Here is a 24,206-nt window from a genome sequence, read left to right as displayed (position 1 = left end):
TTATCGCTTGCGGATAATGGTCAGCACTTCCTTGCTGGGATGACCATCGGGATCGAGCCCCATTTTCTTCTGGAACGCCTGGATGGCATCCCGTGAGCCGGAGCCGATTTTCCCGTCCACTTCGCCGTCATAATAACCCAATGCGCGCAGATGTGTCTGCAATTCTTCACGCTCCTTCATCGAGATGGGCGTGAATGGGCGATTCCAGTCGCGGCGCAGCGGCGGCGCACCGCCGATCTGATCCGCAAGAAGACCAACGCCAAGGGCATATTTGTCGGCATTGTTGTAGTTCTTCAAAACGGAGAAATTCCGGGTCATCAGGAAGGCGGGCCCCTCGCGCCCGTCGAGCACCTTCAGCTGGGCCTTTTCATTGCCACGCGGGAACGGTTTGCCGTTGGCGCGCACCACGCCGAGGCTCTGCCATTCCGCCATGGTCTTTGAGCCAGCGGGAAATTTGCGCCCGGCCGGAAGGGTCACTTCGTAACCCCAGGTCCGGCCCGATTCCCAGCCGTTCTTGGCCAGGAGATTGGCGGCTGTCGCCAGCGCATCGGGTACGGATGTCCAGATATCGCGCTTGCCGTTGCCGTCCATGTCGACGGCATAGGCGAGATAGCTCGTGGGAATGAACTGTGTATGGCCAAGGGCGCCCGCCCAGGACCCAGTGAGGTGGCTGCGGTCGATGTCTCCGGTCTGCAGGATCTTCATCGCCGCAATCAGCTGGGTGCGGGCATATTTTGCCCGGCGCTGGTCGGCATAGGCGAGGGTTGCGAGCGAACGCACGGCGTCGCGCATGATGTCGGGCCGCTGCATGGCTTCGCCGTAATTGGTTTCCATCGACCAGATCGCCAAAAGGATATTGCGGTCGACACCGAATGATTTTTCGATGGCGGCGAGCCAGCGGCTGTATTTGCGCGCCATTTCCCGCCCGGTGGTGATGGAATGCTCATTGACGCGGTTGTCGATGTAATCCCAGACCGGTGCCGTGAATTCCGGCTGATAGGCGGCTTTCTGCAGCACTTCCGGATCGATATCCTTGACGCCGGCAAAGGCGCGCTGGAACGTCGAGGCGGAAATTCCGCTCTGCAGCGCCGTGGTGCGGAAATTGGCAATCCACGTCTGGAACTTTGCATCGGCGGAGGCACTCGTCGCCGTGACTGCAAAAGCCAGGCTCGCGGTTGCGGCCAAAATCATGATTCGCTTTGCAAAACTCGACGGGCTCTTGAACATGTTGTCTCCTTGAACTGGGTTTCCACCTATTCCGGCAAACAATAAATTATGCACATCAAAGTTAGGAATTGGTTTACCATGCATATTTGACGGGCGGTTCCTGCGGGAACATTACCGGTCGAAAAAAATGTTTATTATGCAGCTCAAACTATTTTCATTCTTTGCAGGGCAAATGTCCATTACCAATGTTAACTGAGTTTTTGTGTGAGATGGGGAATATATTGTGACGACAGCGAAGAGAATCCGCAAAGCCGTTTTTCCAGTCGCAGGTTTTGGCACCCGCGTTCTTCCGGCAACCAAGTCTATCCCGAAGGAAATGCTGACCGTTGTCGACAAGCCGGTCATCCAATACGTGGTGGACGAAGCCCGCGAAGCCGGTATCGAGCACTTTATTTTCGTGACCGGCCGCAACAAGGCGGTCATCGAAGATTATTTCGACGCCCAGTACGAGCTCTATTCAACCCTAGCCGAGCGCGGCAAGACGGCGCTGCTCGACGAGTTGCAGAGCATCCAGCCGGGACCCGGCACGACCAGTTTCACCCGCCAGCAGGTGCCGATGGGGCTGGGCCACGCCGTGTGGTGTGCCCGCGATATCGTCGGCGATGAGCCTTTCGCGCTGCTGCTGCCCGACATGATCATGCAGCCGGAGAAAAACGGCTGCCTTGCCGACATGGTCGAGCTGTATAATCAGGCGGGCGGCGGCAACATCGTGGCTGTACAGGAATGCGATCCGGAAGAAGCCCACAAATACGGCATCGTCGGCAAGGGCAAGGATGTCGGCAACGGTTTCGAGCTCACCGAAATGGTCGAGAAGCCTGCCAAGGGCACCGCGCCATCCAATCTCTACATCAACGGCCGCTATATCCTGCAGCCGGAGATTTTCGACATTCTCGAGCATCAGGAGCGCGGTGCCGGCAATGAAATCCAGCTGACCGACGGCATGCTGAAACTGGCCAAGGAGCAGGATTTCTTCGGCTATCACTTCCAGGGCCGCACCTATGATACGGGCTCGAAGGAAGGCTTTGTCGAAGCCAATGTGGCGTTTGCCCTGTGGCGCAACGATATCCGCAACGGCGTGATCGACAATATCGGCAACATGCTGAAGACCATCCAGCCGCGCAAGGTTTGAGATGCGTTGAGGGGGGGATATCACCCCCCTCTGTCCTACCGCTGCAGCGTCAGGCCCATATAGACGCTGCTTTCGCTGGTCTGGCGGGTATCGACCTCGCTGCGTGTGACGCGGTGCCGGGCGCTGACATCCAGCCCGAGGAAGCGGTTGAACCAGTAGGTGGCGCCGACTTCCGCGCCAAAGCCCTTGTCGAGGCCGCTGCCATCCTTGTTGTCGCGCAGCGACGCGCTCAACTCGGCATTGACGCTGAGGTTTGAGCGGATCTGGCGCTTTACGCCAAGCCGTCCCTCATAGAAGATCGAACCGCTGTCATTGGGCGTTGTCCCGCCTTCGACACGGGTGAGCAAACCAAGATTGACATCGGTGCCACGCTGCGGCGACCATTTGATTGCCCCGTCGACGCTCAGACCATCGATATTGGACAGCCGCTCATCGTCGATACTCTGGCGCAGATAGCCCAGCGCCAGCTCGCCCGAGAGTTTCTCGCCGAAATCGGCCTCGATACCGCCGCGCAGCGCGGTGCGCATACCGGAGCGGCGAAAGCCGTTGGAATCTTCCGTTTCATCGTAGATCAGCTTGCCGATCTCCACTTCGGCGAAGGGTTTGATCGCCGGGGACATTTCGAAGCCGCCGCGCAGCGCGATGCTGGCAAAGGTGTTGTTGCGATCCTTCTGGCTGAGCGTTGTCCCGTCGGGGAACTGGGCCTGACCATAGGTTGTCCGGTCGACCTTGCCCTTCACCTGGCCAAAGAACCGGCCAAATTCATGCCGCACGCCCAATGTGCCATCCAGTTCCTGCACGCCGGGCCTGTTGGATGCGCCGACAACCGCCGTCGGAGCGCTGGCATCCTCCTGCCGGTAGCGGTAGCCGCCTTCGCCGGTCACGGTCGTGCGGTCGCCGAGATCAAGCTTGAAACCGCCGCGCAGCCCGACATTGGGCGCGGAATACTCCTGACCAGACAGCGTCTTGTCGTAGAGACCGTCGAAATCGAGAAAGGCCGAATGGCGCGACCAGTCCGTCGTCGCCCGCAGGCGTAGCCGTGTTTCCGAGAGAATCGCGCTCTTGCCGGTTGAACTGCCGTCGGCGTTGGTCGTGGCGCGCAGGCCCTGCGATATGGATGGCCGCAGCGTGACCGTACCGGCCCTGATGCCGAAGGGTGCAAACGGGTCCGGATCCGGCCGCACGGTCCGCCGCTCGATGGCCGGTTCAGACACGCTGTCCCTGCTTTCACGCTGTACGCGCGGATTGCCGTCCGTATCGTCGGCAATGCTGCCGGTGGTTGGTGTGGCCGGCGTCTGTCCGTTGCGTTGGGCGCGTGGAAGAGGACGTGTTCGCTGCGTTGCTGCCGTCGTGCGGTCGGCCGGAAGCGGAACGGTGCCTGGCGTGGCAGTGGGACGCGGATTGAGCGTGCGGCTGTTGTTCACCGGTCCGGATGACAGCGAGGTGTCATTCGCCGTCCCGGTCACCGTCGGCGGAGCGCCCGCATCGTCATTGGGCAGGGCGCCCGGACTGACGGGTTCATAGGGGTCCGACGGAATACCGCCCGCGGTGGCGGGTGATGGCGCTGGCGTTGCGGCAACCACAGGCGCGCGCCGCACCGGGGCGCGCGGCGCATTCTGCTGGGTTTGCAGGACATTTTCGTCCACCGCGCCGCGCAGGGGCACGGCCTGCTGGGCCATGGCCGTTCCACTGGCGGAAAACGCAACACTGCTCATCAACCCCGTCCACAGACACAGGTTGATCGCAGAGGTGAAGCTGCCGCGATAGGCCGGTGCTCCGATGCGGGATTGCCGATGATACATAAATAGCATTGCCAATGAGTTCGAACGTTTATGGAGCGTAAACTGTCATGGTTAATGACTGGTTTCCGCTTGGGCCGCCGGACAGGTTTGAAAGGGGCGGCGCAACAAAAAATGGACAGCGGCGCGGCAAAGCGCTAACGGTTCTCGCCATGCAGGCAATAAACGACAGCGAACTGGACAAGACCGCAGCGGTGGACTCCGCCAAGCGGACGATTTCAACCGAAAGAGACGGGCTGAGCGCGCTGCGCGATGCGCTGGATGGCAGCCTTGCGGATGCCTTCGGCAAGGCCATCGAACGCATCGCCGCGGTCCGGGGCAGAATCATCGTCACCGGGGTCGGCAAGAGCGGTCACATCGCTTCCAAGATCGCCGCGACCTTTGCCTCAACCGGGACGCCGGCCTTTTTCGTGCATCCGGCCGAAGCCAATCACGGCGATCTCGGCATGATCGGCAGCGACGATGCGATTCTGGCCCTGTCATGGTCGGGCGAAACGGCGGAGCTGAAGGGGATTGTCAGCTATTCCAGGCGGTTCCGCATTCCGCTCATCGCGGTTACATCAGGGGAAAACTCGGCACTGGCCCTCGCCGCCGATGTCGTCCTGCTGCTGCCCAGGGTCACCGAGGCCTGCCCGCACGGGCTGGCGCCGACCACCTCGCCGCTGCTGCAACTGGCCATGGGTGATGCGATCGCCATTGCCCTCCTGGAAGCGCGGGGCTTTACCGCCGTCGACTTCAAGACATTCCACCCCGGCGGATCGCTCGGCGCGAGCCTGACCCATGTGCGCGAGATCATGCATCGCGGTGACGAGATTCCGCTGGTTCCGCTTGGGACGCTCATTCCCGATGCGATGAAAGTGCTGTCCGGAAAGCGTTTTGGCTGTGTTGCGGTTCACAATGATGACGGCTCGCTGGCCGGGATCATCACGGATGGCGACCTGTCGCGCAACCTTCACCGCAATCTGGTGACGGTGCGGGTCGAGGAAATCATGACCCGCAATCCCAAAACCGTGCCGACGAGCATGCTGGCGAGCGCCGCGCTCGCCCTGCTCAATGAGCACAATATCGGGGCGCTGATCGTGACGGAAGACCGCTTCCCCGTTGGTATCGTGCACTTCCACGACCTCTTGCGGATCGGCGCCGCCTGATTTCAGTGTCTGCAGGCTCGTGGTGCGTGGTTCGACAAGCTCACCATGAGGGAAGTGGATTGGTGCAACGCTCATCATAGACGTTGCAGAACTTGGCTCCCTACAGCCCACTCCATTCCTCATGGTGAGCTTGTCGAACCACGCACCGCACATTAACGTCCCCGGATCAAGCCGCTTCGACCGTCAGCGTTCCCTGATCGGTGCCGGTGATCCTGACCCGGCTGCCAGCGGGCAGATCGGGGCCTTTGACACGCCACAGGCTGTCGCCGATGCGGGCGCGCCCGTGCCCGTTCACCGTTGCCTCCTCCAGCACGACGATCTGGCCGATCATCTGTTCGTTGCGCCGGTTGAGCAGTGGTTCATCGGTCGGCACGTCAGCCGCGCCCATCAGCCTGCGGCCGATGAAGACGGTGATGACAGACAGAATCAGAAACAGGATGATCTGCACCTGCCAGCCGAGGGCGAGCATCGGTCCAAGCACGAGGATCGTCAGGAAGCCGACGATGATGGCGGCAATGCCGAACCACAGCAGGAAGATGCCGGGCACCGCCACTTCAAAAATCAGGAGGATGAAACCGAGCACCACCCAGTTCCACGGGCCGAGTTCATAGAAGAGATGTTCCAACATCAGTGCAACTCCTCCATAAATGCGTCAGGTCGCCGAGCCGGTCCCGCCGCCCGTGCCGGGAACGGTGCGCCCGCGCCCCGGCTGTGCCGGGGGCGATGTCCGTTCCGTCTGCGCCGCATCACCGAATACTTCCCTGGCGATTGCGCCGATGCCGCCGAGCGTGCCCACCAGTGACGAGGCCTCCATCGGCATCAGGATCAGCTTCTGGTTGTTGCTGGTCGCAAACTTGCCAAAAGCCTCGGTGTATTTCTGCGCGACGAAGTAGTTGATGGCCTGCACGCTGCCCGCGTTGATCGCGGCGGACACGAGTTCGGTCGCCTTGGCTTCGGCCTGCGCGAGGCGTTCGCGGCCTTCGGCCTCGCGGTAGGCGGCTTCGCGCTTGCCCTCCGCTTCGAGAATCTGCGCCTGCTTCAGGCCTTCGGCGCGCAGGATCTGTGCGGCGCGGTTGCCTTCGGCCTCCAGGACCAGCGCGCGCTTGTCGCGTTCCGCCTTCATCTGGCGCGCCATGGAATCGATCAGGTCCTTCGGCGGATTGATGTCCTTGATCTCGACACGGGTCATCTTGATGCCCCAGGAATGGGCGGCCTCATCCACCACCCGCAGCAGGCGGTCGTTGATCGCGTCGCGATTGGACAGGAGTTCGTCGAGATCCATCGAGCCCATGACCGTGCGGATATTGGTCATGGTGAGGTTGAGAATGGCGTTCTTCAACCCGCTGACCTGGTAGGCGGCCTGCGGTGCATTCAGGATCTGGTAGAAGGCGATGCCGTCGACGGCGATATTGGCGTTGTCCTTGGTGATGACCTCCTGCGTCGGCACGTCAAGCACCTGTTCCATCATGTTCAGCTTGGCGCCGATACGGTCGAAGAACGGAACGATGAGATTAAGGCCGGGTGCGAGGGTACGGGTATACTTGCCAAAACGCTCGATGGTGTAATTATAACCCTGCGGCACGGTCTTGACGCCCGCAAACAGCACCACCAGAACCAGAAGAACCAGCACCGGAATGGTAAAATCGAAACCGCTGAACGGCATTGTACTCCCCCTTGCCTGACATCAGGATCAATGTCATCTCGCATCATCATCCTCTATACGGATGAGGCCAAGATAGACCAAAGTCTTGATCTCAGAAAGGCTTAAGCCGGGAATTATACAGGCGTTCCGTCGGCTCAGATCCAGCCCTGCAATTCGCGCCGCACCAGCTCTTCGATTACCCGCATGCCTTCGTCGGAATCATTCAGGCAGGGGATATGGGTGAAGTTGATGCCGCCATGCTCGCGGAAGGTGTTGCCGGCTTCAACGGCGATTTCCTCCAGCGTTTCCAGGCAGTCGGCGACGAAACCCGGATTGAACACGGCAACGGATTTTACGCCGTCCGCGGCGAGCTTTTCCATCGTCTTGTCCGTATAGGGCTGCATCCACTCTTCCGGACCGAAGCGGGACTGGAAACAGGTGATCAGCTTCTTCTCGTCCCAGCCAAGCCGCTCGCGCAGCAGGCGCGTGGTCTTCCAGCAATGGCAGGGGTAGGGGTCGCCGCGCTTGAAATAGCTTTGCGGGATGCCGTGATAGGAGGCAACCACCACCTCCGGCTCGAAATCCAATGTCGCAAAATGCTTCTCGATGGAGACGGCAAGCGCTTCGATATAGACAGCCTCGTCCTGATAGGAGGGGACGGTGCGGGTGGCGGGCATGAAGCGCATCTTGGTGAGCGCCTCGAAGAATTTATCGTTGACCGTCGCCGTGGTCGTTGCCGAATATTGCGGATAGAGCGGGAACATGACGATGCGCTTGCAGCCCTGCTTGTCAAGCCGTTGCAGCGCCTCTTCGATGGAGGGCTGTCCGTAGCGCATGCCCCAGTCGACGATCACATCGGGATGGGCGGCGAGGCTTGCGGCCAGCTTTTCGCTTTGCGCGCGGGTATAGGTGCGCAGCGGCGATTCATTGCGCTCGCGGTTCCAGATCTTGTCATAGAGCGCGCCGGATTTTTTCGGGCGGGTGTTGAGCACGATGCCATACAGCACCGGCAGCCAGATGGCGCGGGGCCATTCGATCACGCGCTTGTCCGACAGGAATTCCTTGAGGTAGCGCCGCATGGAGGTGACATCCGTGCCGTCAGGCGTGCCCAGATTGACCAGAAGCACGCCGACTTTCGAGGTTTCGATGCGCGGATGGTCGCCGGGCTTGTTCATTGCCACACCAACCTCACCAGACATCACCATCTCTTTCAACTCCTGCTTTGCGGTTGGAACCTAGTGGCGGGAACCGGGATTGCAAGGGCGCGAAAAGACGCAGCAAAATGGGGTAAATCGCAATCGGGCGGGGAAAACCCTGGCTGCTATGAAAGAACCCGGCACAACATTCAAGTTGCACCGGGTCGAAATAACAGTCCTGGGACCGTTTGTCCTAGGGGATTACTTCGGCGGGATTGTCATCTCGCCGCCGATGGGCAGTTTCTCGGCGATCATCCGCGGATTGGCTGCCGCCAGCTTTTTCCAGTCCGAACCCTTGCCGTAGACCTGCTTGGCAATGTTCCAGAAATTGTCGCCGCGCTTGATCGTATAGGTCGATGGCGCGGCAACGGCTGCGGGTGCCGGCGCTGCTGTTTGCGCCGCAGGCTTGGCGGGCGGTGCCGGGTCCGCTGCGGCTGGTGTGGCCGCTGCGGCCAGAACGGTTATGCGCCCGTCCGTATAGGGCTTGTAGGGCGTGTTCTTGGCGAGATAGTCCGATACCACGGCTTCAAGGCCGGGGCCGTAATCATAGGCGTTCTGGGCATTGCTGGCGAAAATCTTGTAGCCGTCGCCGCCCGCGCGCATGTAGTTGTTGGAGACGACGCCGTAGGTGGCGGCCGTGTCAATCGGCTTCCAGCCGCTGCCGTCGCGCACTTCCACGGCGGAAACGCGCTGGCCGACGGGTTTCGACACATCGAATGCGTATTTGAGGCCGGAAACCTGCGCGAAACGGCCCGCACCCTGATCGATCTGGCTGACGCCGTTTTCCAGCGCGGCCACGACGTCGGCCCCCTTGAGCTGGAAGGTCGACAGCGTGTTCTGGAACGGCAGCACCGTCAGGACTTCGCCCATGGTCACATCCCCGGCATCGATGGATGCGCGCAGGCCGCCACCATTGATGATGGCGATGGTCATGCCCTGATCCTTGACCCGGTCGAGCATGGCGTCGGCGACGAGGTTGCCCATGGAGCATTCGACCACCCGGCAAACTTCGCGGGCCGCTTCGATGACACCGGTGGATTCGGCCACCTTTTGGGCTTTCAAGGCTTCGATCGGCTTGGCCAGTTCCTTGACCCGCGCGAGATAGGCGGGATCGGGCACCACGGAGGAATCGAGCAGGATCGGCGCGCCCTCGCTCCTGATGACATTGCCGTCATCGTCGAAGGTCACCTTCAGCTCGCCCAGATATTTGGAATAGGATTTCGCCTGGACGATCGGCACATCGCGGCCGGATGGCCCCTTGACGAGGGTCGGGTAAGGTCCAAGCGCCTGCGGATCGGTGTTCGACAGGAGGGTGTGGCTGTGCCCGCCGACAATCACGCTGATCCCGGCAACACTGGCGGCGATCTGCTTGTCCTTGACATAGCCGTCATGGTTGAGCGCGATGATCTTGTTGACGCCCTCGGCCTTCAGTGCCTCGACCTGCTTTTTCAGGGTCTCGATCTCATCGGCGAACTTGACCGTCGGTCCGGGCGTTGAAATATCCGCTGTGTCGGTGGTGATGGCCGACACGATGCCGATCTTCTGGCCGCCGATGTCCTTGATGACATAGGGCTTGTACTTGCCGGCGATGGGCGAGCCGTCAGCGGCAATGGTGTTGGCCGAGATGACAGGGAATTTCACCTTGCCGAGGAATTTTGCCAGCGTGTCGACGCCATCATCGAATTCATGGTTGCCGAGGGCCATGACATCATAACCGATGCCGTTCATGAATTCCGCGGTGTCGTCGCCCTTGTAGGTCGTGTAGAACAGCGAGCCCTGGAATTCGTCACCCGCATTGAGCACGATGACATTGCCGCCATCCTTGGAGAGGGCGGCGCGGCGCTCGTCAATCTTGGCTTTTACGCGGGCAATGCCGCCAAAGCACTCGTTCTTGCTCTCCTCCTCGGCGGAGCAGGTCGAATCATATTTGTTGATCGATTCCTGGCGCGAGTGAAAATCGTTGATGTGCAGAATGGTGAGCGTGTAGTCGGCCATGGCCGCACCGGCGGTCATGACGAGGGCCGAGGTGCCGAGCAGAATTCTGGCGAGGATTTTTGACATGAACTGTTCCCCTGTTGCGATCGCCTGATGCTGTCACCGGTCGTTGGCATCCGTGTGACAGATGCGCCGATGCTTTCATTCCTTGGCGTGGCATGCAAGGGAAGAGCGGCGGTTTTTGCCGCTCAGGGTAAAGGCAGAACCGGCCGGTGCAGCTGCCTGCGCGGGCCGGCGATGGTGTCAGCCTGTCTGGCCGCCGCGGCGTGTCAGCGAGAACTGCTGGCCGCTGGACGAGGTGCAGTTCAACTGGCCGGGATTGACGAGGGCGCAATTGACCTTGGACTGCGTGCCGCGGGCAAGCGAACGCAGGTTGATCTCGATGAGGCTGGCGGAAGCAAAGCGATAGCTGCCTTCGGCCAGTTTTTCCTTGGTGTCGTTGGCGCGAGTCTCGAAAACGCCGCCGTTGAAATTCGAGAAGGCAACGCCCGATGTATCAAACCATTGGCCCTGCACGGCGTCGGTCGGGCGGGAAGCCTGCACCGGTCCGCTGTCGTGAATGGGGCCGCTGGTCTGGCAAGCAGCAAGTGCCACTGCCATGGTCGCTGCGCTGAAGGCCAGTGAAATACGTTTCATCCGATCAATCTCCTGATGGGTTGCCCTTTTAAATGCCGTGAAAACCAAGCAAAAACAAGACATAAGTTTAATAAGCCGCAGAGTTTCGCCGCGTGTGGCTTCCGCAAAACTGCCATGTTGTCCGTTGGCGGGCGCTCATATCAGATCGGTGTTCACCCCCTCTGGCCTGAAACTTATCCAACACTTCCCATCCGCGCTTATTCTTCTCGTGTCCTTTCCGGCGGGAATGCTTCCGGAAACTTTCGAAAGTCGGGAAAGGATCGGCGCTTCGGCTCGTGGGAGAACCCCCGGGCGGGGGAGGTTCAGTCCAATCATGCGATATTGGGCAAGACCGATTGCCGGGGCGGGTGGTCCAAGGGATCGCAACAACCGCAACACCAACCAAAGACCTCAGCGCTCCCGATGGACCGCCCGTCTTTCCCATCTTTCAACAGCCAGACGCGAAAGCGGGCGTGGCAACGGGGAGAGCGTTGCAGAACAATCATGCACCACAGCCACGCAGCGGATATGAAAACGGCAACCCTTGGGTTGCCGTTTTTGATCAATGCACGAGAATGTTGCGGAACTGCCAGGGGTCGCTGGTGTCGATGTCTTCCTTGAAGAAGCCAGGACGGTTTTCCAGCGGCGTCCAGTCGGTATAGTGCCCCTTGAGCGGCCCGAGATAGGGCTTCTGGATTTCAAGGCAGCGGCGGAAATCGATCTCATCGGTTTCGACAATTCCGGCTTCCGGATTTTCCAGCGCCCAGACCATGCCCGAAAGAACAGCCGAACTGACCTGAAGACCGGTGGCGTTCTGGTAAGGCGCCAGTTTGCGGGCTTCCTCGATGGTCAGCTGCGAGCCGTACCAGTAGGCGTTCTTGTCGTGGCCATAGAGCAGGACACCGAGCTCATCCGCACCATCGACGATCTCGGATTCCTCCAGAACGTGGTGGATTGCCTGCGGCTGGCCGGCGGCACCAAACATTTCGTCGAGCGACAGCGTTGCCACGTTGGACGGATGATAGGCGTAGTGGCAGGTCGGCCGGTAGGCAGCCTTGCCCTTCTTGTCGAACACGGTGAAGAAATCGGCAATCGAGATCGCCTCATTGTGCGTCACCAGCAGGCCGAACTGCGGTCCCTCGGTCGGACACCAGGTGCGGATACGGGTATCGGCGCCGGGCTGTTCGAGGAAGATCGCGGCCTTGTTGCCCTTCTTCTGCTTGCGGGCGTTCTTGGGCAGCCATTTTTCATGCGTGCCCCAGCCCAGTTCCGCCGGCTGCAGGCCTTCGGAAATGAAGCCGTCCACCGACCAGGTGTTCCAGAACACGCCGAACGGCTTCGGCTCGCCCGCGCGCTGGGTGTCGCGTTCGGCAATGTGAATGCCCTTGATGCCGGTCTGGCGCATCAGGCGCGCCCAACCGTCGCGGTCATTGCGCGCCGGTTCAGTGTGCTCGATACTCAGATCCTTGGCGAGATTGACAACCGCCTGTTTGACGAACCACGACACCATGCCGGGATTGGCACCGCTGCAGGAGACGGCCGTGGTGCCGCCGGGCTTGCGGCGCTTTTCCGCCAGCAGCGTTTCGCGCAGCGCATAATTGGTGCGTTTCGCGTTGTCGCCGCCCGCATTGTAAAATCCGGCCCATGGCTCGATGACCGTGTCGATGTAGAGCGAGCCGAGCTTGCGGCACAGGCGCATGATATCGACCGACGATGTATCGACGGACAGATTGACGCAAAAACCCTGGCCATCGCCTGCAGTCAGCAACGGCTTCAACAGCGTCTTGTAATTTTCCTTGGTAACGGCTTCCTGAATGAAGCGGATGCCACGCTCGTCGAGCAGTTTCTTGTTGGCATCACTCGGGTCGATGACGACCAGGCGGGACTTATCGAATTTGAAGTGGCGCTCTATGAGGGGCAGGGTACCCCGTCCGATGGACCCGAAACCGATCATCACGATCGGACCAGTAATTTCTCCATGTACAGGCCAATTCGCCTTCGCCATTTTTTTGCTACTCCTAATTTTTTAATCTCCATCAATGAGGGCAGCGGTTATTTCACCGCTTCAAAGAAACCATAGAGCATAGTGATGACAAAGAGCAAACAACCGTTCACCCAAAAGGGGTGAAAACCGCAACTACTGTTAATTGAAATGCTTCAAAGCGACTTTAAAGCCGCGACAAGCCTGTCACGGACAGCCATGATGCCTTTGTAATGCGCCTGCGCCTCGCTCAGCGACTGGAGCTGATGGGCAAAGGCTTCGGCCACGCCGCGGCATTGCGGGTGCTTTTTCAAGGCACCCACCGGATCGAGATGAATGCGGATGGTGAAGAGAATGTCGCCGGATGCCGGCAGTTTGCGCAGGGTCTGGCGTTCGACGCGGACAAAGCTCTGGGCAACGATATCGTCATCCGTATAGCGTGCGCCCTTCTGGTGGCTCGACAATGGGTGGTAGAGGTCGCCGTCCGGCTGCAACGACCAGTTCATGCGATAGACCGAACGGTCCGGCCGCAGATTGTCGAACATGCGGCTGATCAAGCCCGCATTGCGGGTGCCCGCGCCGAAATCCGGCACCGGCGCATGGATGTCCTCCATGGAGCGACCGAACTTTTCCAGAAGGGTCCAGGAGGAGGGGAAGGACAGCGATGCCGCCGCCAGATGCCAGCCGCGCCGTTCGTCCTTGCGCATCAGGACGAGGTCTTCCTGCACGAGATTGGCGGCGCGATGCAGAAAGGGCGAACCGGCATCGCCCAGCGGAACCTGCTCGTCCCAGCCGGTAACCGCGATGGTCCCGCCGTTCCGGTGGTAAAGCGCGGGATAATGCTCGGCGAGATGCGCGCTCAAGAGGTCGAGTACTTCCCTTTGCGCGTCGCCGGTTCCCGGCTCCTCGACGAAAATCTTCCCCGCATGCAGCCCGAACAGCCGTTGCTTTTCCCTGAGGTAGGGAAGGAGATTGCCGTCAATCTCGATCCAGTCCTTCAGGTCGAGCTGGTGCAGCCCGATGGTGAAGGGCTGCGCCGAACCGTCATAGGGCGTGTGGGCGGGGGGCGTGTGGGCCGGCGCACTCATTCGGCGTTGTCCATCGCCTCCAGCTCGTCGATGATGCCTTCGATGACGGAAAGGCCCTTCTGCCAGAATGCCGGGTCGGTGGCATCGAGGCCGAACGGCGCCAGCAGCTCCGAATGGTGTTTTGTGCCGCCGGCCTTCAGCATGTCGAAATATTTTTGCTGAAAGCCCGCATCGGCATTCTGGTAGACCGCATACAGCGAATTCACCAGGCAATCGCCGAAGGCATAGGCGTAGACGTAGAACGGCGAATGGATGAAATGCGGAATATAGGTCCAGAAGGTTTCGTAGCCGGGGCCGAAGCGGATCGCCGGTCCGAGGCTTTCCTTCTGCACGTCGAGCCAGATCTCGCCGATGCGGTCGGAGGTCAGTTCGCCATTGGCGCGCTCGGTGTGCACCCGGCGTTCGAACAGGTAGAAGGCGATCTGGCGCACGACCGTGTTGATCATGTCCTCGGCCTTCTGCGCCAGCATGGCCTTGCGTTCGCGCTTGTCTCTGGTTTTTTCCAGCAGCGAGCGGAAGGTCAGCATTTCACCGAAGACGGAAGCGGTTTCGGCGAGCGTCAGCGGTGTTGAGGCCATCAGCGCACCCTGATCGCCGGCCAGAACCTGATGCACGCCATGGCCGAGTTCGTGGGCAAGGGTCATCACGTCACGCGGCTTGCCCATGTAGTTGAGCAGCACGTAGGGATGGACCGAAGGCACGGTCGGATGGGCGAAGGCGCCCGGCGACTTGCCAGGGCGCGTGGGCGCATCGATCCAGTTTTTATCGAAGAAGGCGCGGGCGATATCGGCCATTTCCGGGGCAAAGCCGTTATAGGCAGACAGCACGGTATCCCTGGCCTCGGTCCACGGGATCACCGCCTGCGGCGTCTCCGGCAAGGGCGCGTTGCGGTCCCAGTTGTTGAGGTAATCAAGGCCGAGCCACTTGGCCTTCAGCGCGTAATAGCGGTGCGAAAGGCGCGGATAGGCCGCCTGTACAGCCTCGGCCAGCGCATCCACCACCTCCCGCTCGACGCGGTTGGCCAGATGGCGGCTGTCGGCAATATCCTGGAAACCGCGCCAGCGATCGGAGATTTCCTTGTCCTTGGCCAGGGTATTGGTGATCAGCGTGAAGGTGCGCAGATTGTCCTTGAATGTCTTTGCCAGGGCGTCGGATGCCTTCTTGCGCACGGCTCCGTCGGCATGCTGCAGCATGTTGAGCGTCGGTTCGAGTGCAAGGTCCTCGCCGTCGACATCAAACCGCAGTGCCGTCATGGTTTCGTCGAACAGGCGGTTCCAGGCGCCGCGCCCGGTGATCGACTTTTCATGGAAGAGCTGTTCGATCCTGTCATCGAGCTGGTAGGGCTTGTCCTTGCGCAGGTCGACCAGCCAGGGCCGGTAATGGCCGATGGCGGGATTGCCGTCCATCGCCTTCTCGATCACCGCATCGTCGATGCGGTTGAGTTCGAGACTGAAGAAGATCAGGTGCGCACTGGCATTGGTCATCTTTTCCTGGATGTCGCCATAGAGCTTGGCGCGCTTGGGATCGGAGGTATCGCCCGCATAGACCAGCCCGGCATAGGAGACGATCTTGCCGATCAGTTCTTCCAGCGCTTCGAATTCGCGGATCGCGTCGGCAAAGGTGCCGCCCAGCGGTTTGGCGGCTTCGGCGGCCAGATTGCCCTTCCAGCGATTGGCGAAGAGCACGGCAAGTTCATCGGCCTTTTGCAGGTCCGTCTTGAGTTCGGTGCTGTCCGCCGATGGATAGAGATCGGCAAGGTTCCACTCGGGCAGGACGCCGAGAGCGGTTTGTTCCGCCTTGGCGGCGGCAGCACCGGACTTTCCGGAAGGCATGTGGTTCGTGATTTCGAATTTCATTTTGGCACCGTTTTTTGGCAATCAAGCGCTTGTTCAAACGCGAATCATGAGGGATAGTTTCGGCGAGCGAAAGCTTAAAAGTCCATTGGCGATTGTTCCAGTTGCGTATTCCGCGTTTACAAAACGTGCGTGTGTAAGACCTAAGAAGGGTGGATTCTCACGCCAAAAGGTCTTAATGGTGCTGTTAACCACCCGTTGACCATGTCTTGAATCAGCTTTTCGCGTCTGGGTTTTTGCCATGCTCTCAACGTATTTGTTCTTCAATAAGTGACCATTAACCATTAAATCGGATAATCCAGATATTCGGGGACTGGAAAAAACGGTCAAGGTTGGGACGACATTGTCAAACATGATTCATGCACAGAACGGCAAATCGACGGCAGGTTCTTTTGTACGCGCCAGCTGGTTTGTGTTCCTCATGGTCTTCGGCTCGATGCTGTTTGCATCGGCACAGGCTTCCGCTGAGACACGCACGCTCAAGCTCTATTTCATCCATACGAAGGAACGTGCGGAAATCACGTTCAAGAAGAATGGACGCTATCAGCAGGACGGCCTGAACAAGCTCAACCGCTTCCTGCGCGACTGGCGCCGCAACGAACCGACGAACATGGATCCCCGCCTGTTCGATCTGGTCTGGCAGGTTTATCAGGCTGTCGGCGGCTCCGATTATATCCACGTGGTTTCCGCCTACCGCTCTCCGGCTACCAATTCGATGTTGCGCTCGCGCAGCCGCGGCGTCGCCCAGAAAAGCCAGCACATGCTGGGGAAGGCGATGGACTGGTATCTTCCCGGCGTGAAACTCTCGACCCTGCGCGTGACCGCGCTGAAGTTCCAGGCTGGCGGCGTCGGCTATTACCCGACATCCGGCTCGCCTTTCGTCCACACGGACGTGGGCAATGTCCGCATGTGGCCGCGCATGAGCCGCCGCGAACTGCTGGCCGTGTTCCCCGATGGCAAGACGATGCACATCCCCGCGGATGGCAAGCCGCTGCCCGGCTATGAACAGGCCGTTGCCGCCTATGAATCGCGCAAGCGCAGCGGCGGTTCCGTTCAGGTTGCCAGCAATTCCTCCAGCTCCGGCCGTCGCGGCAAGACCCTGTTCGGCATGCTCTTTGGCGGCGGCGGTGCCGACGACGAGGAGGATTCCAGCGAAGGCAGCGTCGCCGTGGCCTCCGCGCCGACCCCGTCGCGCGGCGTAGCCCGTGTCGCACGGCCGGCTGCATCGGATGATGACGAGGGCGGCGGTGCAACATCGTTGCCGGGCGTGGCGGTCGGACAGTCCGCCCCTGCAGCAGCGCCGGCGGCGGCCGCTGCACCGGCTCTGCCGACCCGCAATGCGCCTGCGCCTTTGACAGCGCCGCGGCCTGAAACGCCGGTCGAAGCCTCGCCGGAAGACAATGCCGCGCTCGCCTTTGCCGTTCCCGTGCCGCTGCGCCGTCCGGATTATGCGCCGACGCCTGAAGCGGGCGCCCCGGCCACACTGAACGCGCTCGCCGAGGATCAGTCGACCGTTGTCGCAGCCCTGCCGACGCCGCGTCCGACCGACAGCGCCGGTGCGATCCGTGACATGATCGCCGCCAATGTGAACACCCCGGCCAATGAGCCCGCACCGGCCCAGCCGGAAATGGTCAACGCGCTGGTTCCCGTTCCCTTCGACAAGCCGCAGTCCGGTCCCAAGCGCACCGACATGATGGTGGCATCGGTCGTGCCGAACCCGCGCCCGGCCATGCCGCCTGCGCAGGCACAGGTCGCCGCTGCGTCGGAACATGATGTCATTCCGGTTCCGAACGAAGATCTGGAAACGATCATCAAGCAGTCCGATGCCGTCCATGCCAAGGCACCGGCCGTTGCCGTGGCCCAGCCGGCCCAGGCCATTCCGACAGTGCCGGCAACCACGGGCGGCCGCGTCGTGCGCAACAAGCCTGCGCCGACACAGAACACGCAGCTGGCATCCGCTGAGCCTCAGCCGTCGCTGCGCCGCACCATGCTGGATGCGGGCGGTTCGGCCGATCCGGTTGCCATGCTCGACAGCGGTGTGATCACCACGGGCAAGACCTCGAAGCCGCGCCGCCAGACGGCCAAGAACCAGGGCGCCAAGGCCATTCAGGTTGCCTCGGAAGTGCCGGACCGGGCGCTGTCCAGCCAGCAGGTCGCCGAGACATCGCCGAACGTCGAACCGGCTGTCCTGCGCAACGAAGCCATGCGCACTGCGCCGACGACGGTGTATACGGCAGGCTTCCAGCAGGCGCTGCCGGTGGCCGACACCAACAAGTTCACGGGCAAGGCTGTGACCTTCCTGTCGATCGCGAAGTTCACCGCAACCAACTGATCGCCCGTTCGCGGGTCAAACAAAAGGGCGGCCCGTTGCGGAGCCGCCCTTTTTCATGAATTCCACTATCTGTTGCATCCTGCCAGTGCGTGGTTCGACAAGCTCACCATGAGGGAGGTGGTTTGGTTTACATGCCAATCGCGATGGTTACAGAATATACCCCTTGCAATCCTCACCCTCCCTCATGGTGAGCTTGTCGAACCACGCACCAAGCGGCATGCTGCTTGAAAATAGCGCTTTATGCTTTTGCCAGTTTGGCGGCCTCGGCGGCGAGCTTGGTGATGTCGTCCCACTTCCCGGCCTGAACCAGATTTTCCGGGGCAACCCAGGAACCGCCGACGCAGACGACGTTCGGCAGATCGAGATAGGTCTTCGCGTTGCCAGCACCGATGCCGCCGGTCGGGCAGAACTGGATACCGGCAAAGGGTGACGACAGAGATTTGAGGAAGGACGCCCCACCTGCCTGCTCGGCCGGGAAGAATTTCAGCATGGTATAGCCTTCTTCGCGCAGGGCCATGATCTCAGCCGGTGTGATCGCACCGGGAAGCAGAGGCACCTTGCCGGCGCTGGCAGCCTTCAGCAGCTGCGGCGTGGCGCCGGGGCTGACGATGAAACGCGATCCCGCGGCGCTGGCCTCTTCATACTGGCGCGCATTGAGAATGGTGCCGGCGCCGACGATGGCCTCGGGCACCTCATTGGCGACGGCGCGGATGGCGTCGAGCGCGGCGGGCGTGCGCAGGGTGATCTCGATCGCCGGAAGGCCACCGGCGGCCAGCGCCCGGGCCAGAGGCGCCGCATGGGCGACATCGTGGACGAGAATGACCGGGATAACCGGCTGGCCCTTCAGAACGGGTAATAGCAAATCGGTCTTCTGGGCCATGTCAAACTCTCCGCGGTTGATGGGTTCAATCGATTTAGTCATACCGGGCCGCTTTGTCCACCGGTTGCTGTGGTGCCGCGAGATTCCGCCGCGGCAAAACGGCGCCAGGCGAGGGCCAGTTTGGCATCATAGCGGTTCTGTGTGAACTTTGGACCATTATAGGCGCGGGCAAACCTCTTCCAGTCGTGCTGTGCCAGGGCGGGCATGAGGTTGTTGTGCCCGATGAAGCGGATCATCAGACGAAGCTGCCCCTTGAGGCAAGCGCGCGCCTCGGCGGCGAGCGCCTCGACGCTGTCATGGCCAAGGCATTTCCAGTGGGCACCCATGACCTGGCCTATCCCCCAGGATACGGATTCAAGCGCCGCCTGCCGGTCTATGGCGATGGCTGCCTCCAGCAGCTGCCAGCGCGCCGCCTGCGATGCGGGATTGCGGACCGCACCGGCGGCAGGGTTGGCAAGACCCCTGCTGCGGGCGACCTGCCGCTGCGCGCCAGAGAGACGCTGGTCGAAATAGTGCCCCTCGAAGCGGATGGGCGGTTCGCTGCGCCCATTAATCCGGTAAAGGCAGACGCCGCCGCTTTCCACCTCGGCGACCGCGAGCAGCACCGCCGGTTCAATCCCGGCCTGCTGCGCCTCGTCGCGGATGTCGCGTATATCCTGTTGTGAAAACATATTCTCAGTCCCTCGGGAATTGTACCTGTTCACCAGGGATTATCCGAGGCCTTGGGCCGGGATGGATAAGTAAACGCTGCAAATCTCTTGAAATCATCGCTTAGGAGCAGTAGTTGCAGGGGATCATGACCGATCACACCGCAAACTTGCCCTTCAAAGTGGCAGCACTCTACCGTTTTGCCCGGCTGGAACATTACCAGTCGTTGCAGGAGCCGCTGGCGCAGCTATGCTGCGGGTCGGGCATCAAGGGCACGCTGCTGCTGGCGGCCGAAGGCATCAACGGCACCGTGGCCGGCACGCCCGAAGCCATTGACAGGCTGGTCGCGTTCCTCGAAGCGGAGCCGGCCATTGCCGGCATGGAACTGAAATTTTCCCACGCGAGCGAAATGCCGTTCAAGCGCATGAAGGTGCGCCTGAAAAAGGAAATCGTCACCATGGGCGTCGAGGATATCGACCCGCTCCAGAGCGTCGGCACCTATGTCCCGGCGCAGGAGTGGAACGCGCTGATTTCCGATCCCGGCACGATCGTCATCGATACGCGCAATGATTATGAGACGGCAATCGGCACCTTTGCCAATGCGGTCGATCCGCAGACAAAGACGTTCCGCGAGTTCCCGCAATGGGTGGAAAACCACCGCGACGAACTGGAAGGCAAGAAGATCGCCATGTTCTGCACCGGCGGCATCCGCTGCGAGAAGGCCACGGCCTTCGTCAAGGGACTGGGCTTCGATGATGTGTTCCACCTGAAGGGCGGTATCCTCAAATATCTCGAGGACGTACCGGCCGAGGAAAGCCGCTGGGAAGGCGAATGTTTCGTCTTCGACGAGCGCGTCTCAGTCGGTCATGGCCTGGTGGAAGGGGCGGCGGAGCTGTGCCACGCCTGCCGCAATCCGATTGCGCCGGAGGACAAATTGTCCCCGCTGTTCGCGGAAGGCATTTCCTGCCCGAAATGCTATCACGAGCGGACGGACGCTGACCGCGCCCGCTTTGCCGAACGGCAAAAACAGGTGAAACTCGCCAAATTGCGCGGCGAAAAGCACCATATCGGCTCCTGATCACAAAAAATCCATCTGTCATTGCAATGACGTGATGCCGACCCTAACTAGGTCGGGACGCATCCGTGCAGCCATGAGGAGATTTGCATGTTCGACCCGAAGAAGATTCTTGATGATTTTCTGGGAAGCAGTATTCCCGGAACTGGAACCTCCGTTCGAGATACGGCCGGCAAGGCAACACAGATGGCCAAGGACAATCCGCTGGCTGCCGGCGCTCTGGCCGCTGTGCTGCTGGGCACCGGCACGGGCCGCGACATCGCCGGTGGTGCGCTGAAGCTCGGCGGCCTCGCTGCCGTGGCCGGGCTCGCCTACAAGGCCTATCAGAATTACCAGTCGGGCAATGCACCGGCCGAAACGGCAAAGGCCGGGGAGCCGGACCTGCTGCCGCCGCCCGACGATTCAAGCTTCCATCCGGCAACGGCGCCGCAGGGCGAGCATGAGTTCGCGCTGGTGCTGGTGCGCGCCATGATTGCCGCTGCCCGCGCCGATGGCCATGTGGATGAGGCGGAACGGGCACGCATCGTCGAAAAGCTCTCGCTTTCCGGCATGAACAGCGACACGCAGGAATTCCTGGCGACAGAGCTGAACGCCCCCGTCAATGTCGACGCGCTGGTTGCCGCCGCCGCCACCGATGCGCAGAAAGTCGAACTCTACACGGCATCGCGCCTGGCCATCGAGGCCAAGACCCGCGCGGAACGCGGCTATCTCGATCTCCTGGCCGGACGCCTGAAACTGCCTGACAATCTCATCGATCATATCGAGGCCACCGTGGCCAATGTGAAAACGCCCGCGCCGCAGGCGTAACGGCGAGCGAACCGGCGTTGAAGACACCCGCCCCCACAGGCGGGTGTTTTGCTCTCGACAAGACAAACGACTCCAGTCTAGTTTGACGCGTTCTGACTCGGGGCCGAGGGTTCGTCAGGACATAAGGGCAGTGTCGATGGCTGCCATTGCGTCAAGGGTTTTGAGAGCGTCCGGGTCGCGCGCGCTTTGTTCGGACCCACCATCATGTCTCTATGTATGCAACTGGATGCATGGCCGGTGTGAGACCGCCATGGATTCGTGGACAGGGGTGGACCTCATGAAAAAAATTCTCATTCTGGGCTTTATGGTTCTGGCGGCGATGGCGGGTGTCAACGGTGCCTCTGCCGCCGAGAAGGTAACGGTGTTTGCGGCTGCAAGCATGAAGGAAGTGGTCGAAACGGCGGCTGCGAAGTTCGAAGCAAAGACCGGCACGAAAGTGACCTCCTCCTTTGCCGCATCGTCAGTGCTGGCCAAGCAGATCGAGCAGGGCGCGCCTGCGAACATCTTCATTTCCGCCGATCTCGACTGGATGGACTATCTCGAACAGCGCAATCTCATCGACAAGCCATCGCGCAGGGTCGTTGCGGGCAATGCATTGGTGATCCTGACCAAAGCCGACAAGGGCGATGCGGCGGCCATCCTGAAGGCCGGGCGCTTTGCCATGGGCGATCCCAGCAACGTGCCGGCCGGCAAATATGGCAAGAGCGCTCTGGAAACATTGAAAGTCTGGGACGACGTCGCCAAGAACGCCGTTTTCACCGAGAACGTGCGCGCGGCGCTGGAATTCGTGCGCCGCGGCGAGGCGAATTCCGCCATCGTCTATGCCTCGGACCATACGGCCGCGCCCGAACTGATCGAAGCCTATCGTTTCGCCGGTTCGACCCATAAGCCCATCCTCTATCCGGCCGCGCTGGTCGGCAAGGAGCCTTCGGCCGAGGGCAAGGCGTTCCTTGATTTCCTCGCCAGCGATGAAGGCCAGGACATCATCAAGTCGAAAGGCTTTGTCGGCGCATCTGACAAGGCAGGCTGACAGTGCTGGGTGAGACAGAATGGGCTATCGTTCTTCTGTCGCTGAGGGTCGCGCTGGTCGCGATCCTCGTCGCTCTGCCCTTTGCCTTCGTTTTCGCCTGGATTCTGGCGCGCTTTTCCTTCTGGGGCAAAAGCCTGCTGCAGGCGCTGATCACCATGCCGCTGGTCATTCCGCCAGTGGTCACGGGCTATCTCCTGCTGGTGTGGTTCGGCGCGCGCGGCATGCTGGGCGGTTTCTTCAATGACGTGTTCGGGCTGACCTTTTCCTTCCGCTGGACCGGTGCGGCGCTGGCGGCGGGCGTCATGGCCTTTCCCCTGCTGGTGCGGCCGATGCGCCTTTCCATCGAAAGTCTCGATCGCGGCCTTGAGGAGGCGGCGCGCTCCCTCGGTGCCGGCCGCATCGTGGTGTTCCTGACAGTGACGCTGCCGCTCCTGCTGCCGGGTATTCTGGCCGGTGCGGTGCTGGGCTTTGCCAAGGCGCTGGGCGAATTCGGCGCGACGATCACTTTTGTGTCCAATATTCCGGGTGAAACGCAGACCCTGTCGCTTGCCATCTATTCGCTGCTGCAGAGCCCGAATGGCGATGTGGCCGCGCTGCGCCTGATCCTCGTTTCCGTGGTGATCTCGATCGTTGCGGTTGTGGCATCCGAATGGCTGCAGCGGCGCCTCAGCGGAGGCCGGGCATGAGCGAGACGCTGATTGTTTCCGTTGAAGGGCAGGTCGGGACATTCCCCGTCGCTGCCGCGTTTACGGCAGGCGGCGGCGTCACCGCGCTGTTCGGCGAATCCGGTGCCGGCAAGACAACGCTGCTGAAAATGATCGCCGGGGTGACGCGCCCGGCCAAGGGCCGGATCGCCATCCGGGATCACGTGCTGTTCGACAGTGCTAGAGGTATCCATCTTGCGCCGGAACAGCGCCGGATCGGCTATGTCTTCCAGGATGCGCGGCTGTTTCCGCATCTTTCGGTCAAGAACAACCTGACCTATGCGCGCTGGGCGGGGCGGCGCAGCGAGGGCCTGTCCTATGACCGGGTGGTGGCGCTTCTCGGCCTTGAACATCTGCAGCAGCGCGCACCGGCACTGCTGTCCGGCGGCGAGCGCCAGCGCGTGGCGATCGGGCGGGCGCTGCTGTCCAATCCGGCGCTGCTGCTGATGGACGAGCCGCTGTCGTCCCTCGATCATGCCCGCCGTCAGGAGATCCTGCCCTTTCTTGAGACCCTGCGCGACGAAACCGGATTGCCGATCCTTTATGTCAGCCACGAGATTGACGAGGTGGCGCGGCTGGCCGACGAGATCGTGCTGCTGCAGGGCGGCAGGGTCACGGCGAGCGGACCCGCGGAGGCGATCTTTTCGCGACTCGGCAGCCATGACGATGCCGGAGCTCTGGTGACGGGCGTGGTCACGGCAAGCGACGAGGCTTTCGGGCTGACATCGCTCGACATCGGCGGCCAGCCGTTCCAGATCGCCAGGCTCGGCTTTGCCGCCGGAACAAAGCTGCGGCTGCGGATAAGGGCGCGGGACGTTTCCATTGCCCGCGCACTGCCGCAGTCGATCAGCGTGCGCAATATCCTGCCCGCGCGCATTACCGGCATGGAGACCAATGACGGTCCCGACTGCGACCTGACGCTCGACATTGGCGGCCAGACCATCGTTGCGCGGCTGACGCGCAAGTCGGCGAGCGAGCTTGCGCTCAAACAGGGCGAGGCGGTGTTCGCCCTGGTCAAAGCCGCATCGGTGGATCGCGGCGTGCTGCGCGGCTGAAG

20 protein-coding genes are annotated in these 24,206 nt (G+C 61.2%); 8 read left to right on the top strand and 12 right to left on the bottom strand.

What is annotated here, in order from left to right:
- Nucleotides 1–1,227, bottom strand: coding sequence for a lytic murein transglycosylase (locus ACIQWS_RS21625; RefSeq protein WP_223615969.1), 1,227 nt, complete (start codon nt 1,225–1,227; stop codon nt 1–3).
- Nucleotides 1,228–1,450: 223 nt separating this feature from the next.
- Between ACIQWS_RS21625 and galU the strand changes: the two genes are divergently transcribed.
- Complete coding sequence (galU, locus tag ACIQWS_RS21620) at nt 1,451–2,356, top strand: UTP--glucose-1-phosphate uridylyltransferase GalU (protein WP_223615970.1); 906 nt, start codon at nt 1,451–1,453, stop codon at nt 2,354–2,356.
- Nucleotides 2,357–2,391: 35 nt separating this feature from the next.
- Here galU and ACIQWS_RS21615 read toward each other — a convergent pair whose 3' ends face one another.
- The gene (locus tag ACIQWS_RS21615) at nt 2,392–4,071 is read right to left on the bottom strand and encodes an outer membrane beta-barrel protein (RefSeq protein ID WP_403184141.1); all 1,680 of its coding nucleotides are present in this window, start codon (nt 4,069–4,071) and stop codon (nt 2,392–2,394) included.
- Between the two features lie 236 nt (nt 4,072–4,307).
- Between ACIQWS_RS21615 and ACIQWS_RS21610 the strand changes: the two genes are divergently transcribed.
- A complete protein-coding gene (locus tag ACIQWS_RS21610; RefSeq protein ID WP_223615980.1) occupies nt 4,308–5,303 on the top strand; it encodes an SIS domain-containing protein in 996 nt (331 codons plus the stop codon).
- A 166-nt stretch (nt 5,304–5,469) separates the two neighbouring features.
- Here ACIQWS_RS21610 and ACIQWS_RS21605 read toward each other — a convergent pair whose 3' ends face one another.
- The 8 genes from ACIQWS_RS21605 to ACIQWS_RS21570 form a co-directional block, all read right to left on the bottom strand.
- The gene (locus tag ACIQWS_RS21605; RefSeq protein ID WP_403184138.1) at nt 5,470–5,931 is read right to left on the bottom strand and encodes an NfeD family protein; all 462 of its coding nucleotides are present in this window, start codon (nt 5,929–5,931) and stop codon (nt 5,470–5,472) included.
- Nucleotides 5,932–5,955: 24 nt separating this feature from the next.
- Nucleotides 5,956–6,966 (bottom strand): SPFH domain-containing protein, encoded by a 1,011-nt coding sequence (locus ACIQWS_RS21600; protein ID WP_346306411.1) that lies wholly within the window; start codon nt 6,964–6,966, stop codon nt 5,956–5,958.
- Between the two features lie 134 nt (nt 6,967–7,100).
- Nucleotides 7,101–8,144, bottom strand: a complete 1,044-nt coding sequence (gene hemH / locus ACIQWS_RS21595; RefSeq protein WP_403184135.1) for a ferrochelatase — start codon at nt 8,142–8,144, stop codon at nt 7,101–7,103.
- Nucleotides 8,145–8,342: 198 nt separating this feature from the next.
- Nucleotides 8,343–10,202, bottom strand: a complete 1,860-nt coding sequence (locus ACIQWS_RS21590) for a 5'-nucleotidase C-terminal domain-containing protein (RefSeq protein WP_403184133.1) — start codon at nt 10,200–10,202, stop codon at nt 8,343–8,345.
- A gap of 177 nt (nt 10,203–10,379) precedes the next feature.
- Nucleotides 10,380–10,772, bottom strand: coding sequence for a hypothetical protein (locus ACIQWS_RS21585; RefSeq protein WP_223615976.1), 393 nt, complete (start codon nt 10,770–10,772; stop codon nt 10,380–10,382).
- Between the two features lie 541 nt (nt 10,773–11,313).
- Nucleotides 11,314–12,756, bottom strand: coding sequence for a homospermidine synthase (locus ACIQWS_RS21580; protein WP_403184130.1), 1,443 nt, complete (start codon nt 12,754–12,756; stop codon nt 11,314–11,316).
- Between the two features lie 152 nt (nt 12,757–12,908).
- Nucleotides 12,909–13,820, bottom strand: a complete 912-nt coding sequence (locus tag ACIQWS_RS21575) for a heme-dependent oxidative N-demethylase family protein (protein ID WP_403184126.1) — start codon at nt 13,818–13,820, stop codon at nt 12,909–12,911.
- Nucleotides 13,817–15,652 (bottom strand): M3 family oligoendopeptidase, encoded by a 1,836-nt coding sequence (locus tag ACIQWS_RS21570; protein WP_403184227.1) that lies wholly within the window; start codon nt 15,650–15,652, stop codon nt 13,817–13,819. The genes ACIQWS_RS21575 and ACIQWS_RS21570 overlap by 4 nt, the downstream gene beginning before the upstream one ends.
- A 457-nt stretch (nt 15,653–16,109) precedes the next feature.
- Here ACIQWS_RS21570 and ACIQWS_RS21565 point away from each other — a divergent pair, with 457 nt between their 5' ends.
- On the top strand, nt 16,110–18,005 hold the full coding sequence (locus ACIQWS_RS21565; protein WP_403184225.1) for a DUF882 domain-containing protein: 1,896 nt from the start codon (nt 16,110–16,112) through the stop codon (nt 18,003–18,005).
- 238 nt (nt 18,006–18,243) lie between these two features.
- On the opposite strand, the gene ACIQWS_RS21560 is transcribed toward ACIQWS_RS21565, so the two are convergent.
- Together ACIQWS_RS21560 and ACIQWS_RS21555 are read right to left on the bottom strand one after the other, a co-directional pair.
- A complete protein-coding gene (locus ACIQWS_RS21560) occupies nt 18,244–18,885 on the bottom strand; it encodes a 2-dehydro-3-deoxy-phosphogluconate aldolase (RefSeq protein WP_346307206.1) in 642 nt (213 codons plus the stop codon).
- A gap of 38 nt (nt 18,886–18,923) precedes the next feature.
- The gene (locus ACIQWS_RS21555) at nt 18,924–19,556 is read right to left on the bottom strand and encodes an N-acetylmuramidase family protein (protein ID WP_403184124.1); all 633 of its coding nucleotides are present in this window, start codon (nt 19,554–19,556) and stop codon (nt 18,924–18,926) included.
- A gap of 125 nt (nt 19,557–19,681) precedes the next feature.
- Here ACIQWS_RS21555 and ACIQWS_RS21550 point away from each other — a divergent pair, with 125 nt between their 5' ends.
- From ACIQWS_RS21550 to modC, 5 genes are all read left to right on the top strand, one after another.
- On the top strand, nt 19,682–20,611 hold the full coding sequence (locus ACIQWS_RS21550) for a rhodanese-related sulfurtransferase (RefSeq protein ID WP_403184123.1): 930 nt from the start codon (nt 19,682–19,684) through the stop codon (nt 20,609–20,611).
- Between the two features lie 87 nt (nt 20,612–20,698).
- Nucleotides 20,699–21,415, top strand: coding sequence for a tellurite resistance TerB family protein (locus tag ACIQWS_RS21545; RefSeq protein ID WP_403184120.1), 717 nt, complete (start codon nt 20,699–20,701; stop codon nt 21,413–21,415).
- A 277-nt stretch (nt 21,416–21,692) separates the two neighbouring features.
- The gene (gene modA / locus ACIQWS_RS21540; protein ID WP_403184118.1) at nt 21,693–22,445 is read left to right on the top strand and encodes a molybdate ABC transporter substrate-binding protein; all 753 of its coding nucleotides are present in this window, start codon (nt 21,693–21,695) and stop codon (nt 22,443–22,445) included.
- Complete coding sequence (gene modB / locus ACIQWS_RS21535; protein ID WP_403184223.1) at nt 22,442–23,131, top strand: molybdate ABC transporter permease subunit; 690 nt, start codon at nt 22,442–22,444, stop codon at nt 23,129–23,131. Before modA ends, modB begins: the two co-directional genes overlap by 4 nt.
- Entirely contained in the window at nt 23,128–24,204 is a 1,077-nt protein-coding gene (gene modC, locus ACIQWS_RS21530; protein ID WP_403184116.1) for a molybdenum ABC transporter ATP-binding protein, read from the top strand. Before modB ends, modC begins: the two co-directional genes overlap by 4 nt.
- The last annotated feature ends 2 nt before the right edge of the window (nt 24,205–24,206 follow it).

Origin of the sequence: Phyllobacterium sp. NPDC097923 (genome assembly GCF_044760925.1) — a bacterium.
In the GTDB taxonomy this organism is placed as follows: domain Bacteria; phylum Pseudomonadota; class Alphaproteobacteria; order Rhizobiales; family Rhizobiaceae; genus Phyllobacterium; species Phyllobacterium calauticae.
This window is presented reverse-complemented; position numbering and strand designations above follow the sequence as displayed.

Excerpts from the sequence above, each read along its gene's own strand:
- ACIQWS_RS21625 (WP_223615969.1), bottom strand. The coding sequence starts at position 1,227 with ATGTTCAAGAGCCCGTCGAGTTTTGCAAAGCGAATCATGATTTTGGCC.
- ACIQWS_RS21615 (WP_403184141.1), bottom strand. The coding sequence starts at position 4,071 with ATGAGCAGTGTTGCGTTTTCCGCCAGTGGAACGGCCATGGCCCAGCAG.
- ACIQWS_RS21610 (WP_223615980.1), top strand. The coding sequence starts at position 4,308 with ATGCAGGCAATAAACGACAGCGAACTGGACAAGACCGCAGCGGTGGAC.
- ACIQWS_RS21605 (WP_403184138.1), bottom strand. The coding sequence starts at position 5,931 with ATGTTGGAACATCTCTTCTATGAACTCGGCCCGTGGAACTGGGTGGTG.
- ACIQWS_RS21600 (WP_346306411.1), bottom strand. The coding sequence starts at position 6,966 with ATGCCGTTCAGCGGTTTCGATTTTACCATTCCGGTGCTGGTTCTTCTG.
- hemH (WP_403184135.1), bottom strand. The coding sequence starts at position 8,144 with ATGTCTGGTGAGGTTGGTGTGGCAATGAACAAGCCCGGCGACCATCCG.
- ACIQWS_RS21590 (WP_403184133.1), bottom strand. The coding sequence starts at position 10,202 with ATGTCAAAAATCCTCGCCAGAATTCTGCTCGGCACCTCGGCCCTCGTC.
- ACIQWS_RS21585 (WP_223615976.1), bottom strand. The coding sequence starts at position 10,772 with ATGAAACGTATTTCACTGGCCTTCAGCGCAGCGACCATGGCAGTGGCA.
- ACIQWS_RS21580 (WP_403184130.1), bottom strand. The coding sequence starts at position 12,756 with ATGGCGAAGGCGAATTGGCCTGTACATGGAGAAATTACTGGTCCGATC.
- ACIQWS_RS21575 (WP_403184126.1), bottom strand. The coding sequence starts at position 13,820 with ATGAGTGCGCCGGCCCACACGCCCCCCGCCCACACGCCCTATGACGGT.
- ACIQWS_RS21570 (WP_403184227.1), bottom strand. The coding sequence starts at position 15,652 with ATGCCTTCCGGAAAGTCCGGTGCTGCCGCCGCCAAGGCGGAACAAACC.
- ACIQWS_RS21565 (WP_403184225.1), top strand. The coding sequence starts at position 16,110 with ATGCTGTTTGCATCGGCACAGGCTTCCGCTGAGACACGCACGCTCAAG.
- ACIQWS_RS21560 (WP_346307206.1), bottom strand. The coding sequence starts at position 18,885 with ATGGCCCAGAAGACCGATTTGCTATTACCCGTTCTGAAGGGCCAGCCG.
- ACIQWS_RS21555 (WP_403184124.1), bottom strand. The coding sequence starts at position 19,556 with ATGTTTTCACAACAGGATATACGCGACATCCGCGACGAGGCGCAGCAG.
- ACIQWS_RS21550 (WP_403184123.1), top strand. The coding sequence starts at position 19,682 with ATGACCGATCACACCGCAAACTTGCCCTTCAAAGTGGCAGCACTCTAC.
- ACIQWS_RS21545 (WP_403184120.1), top strand. The coding sequence starts at position 20,699 with ATGTTCGACCCGAAGAAGATTCTTGATGATTTTCTGGGAAGCAGTATT.
- modA (WP_403184118.1), top strand. The coding sequence starts at position 21,693 with ATGAAAAAAATTCTCATTCTGGGCTTTATGGTTCTGGCGGCGATGGCG.
- modC (WP_403184116.1), top strand. The coding sequence starts at position 23,128 with ATGAGCGAGACGCTGATTGTTTCCGTTGAAGGGCAGGTCGGGACATTC.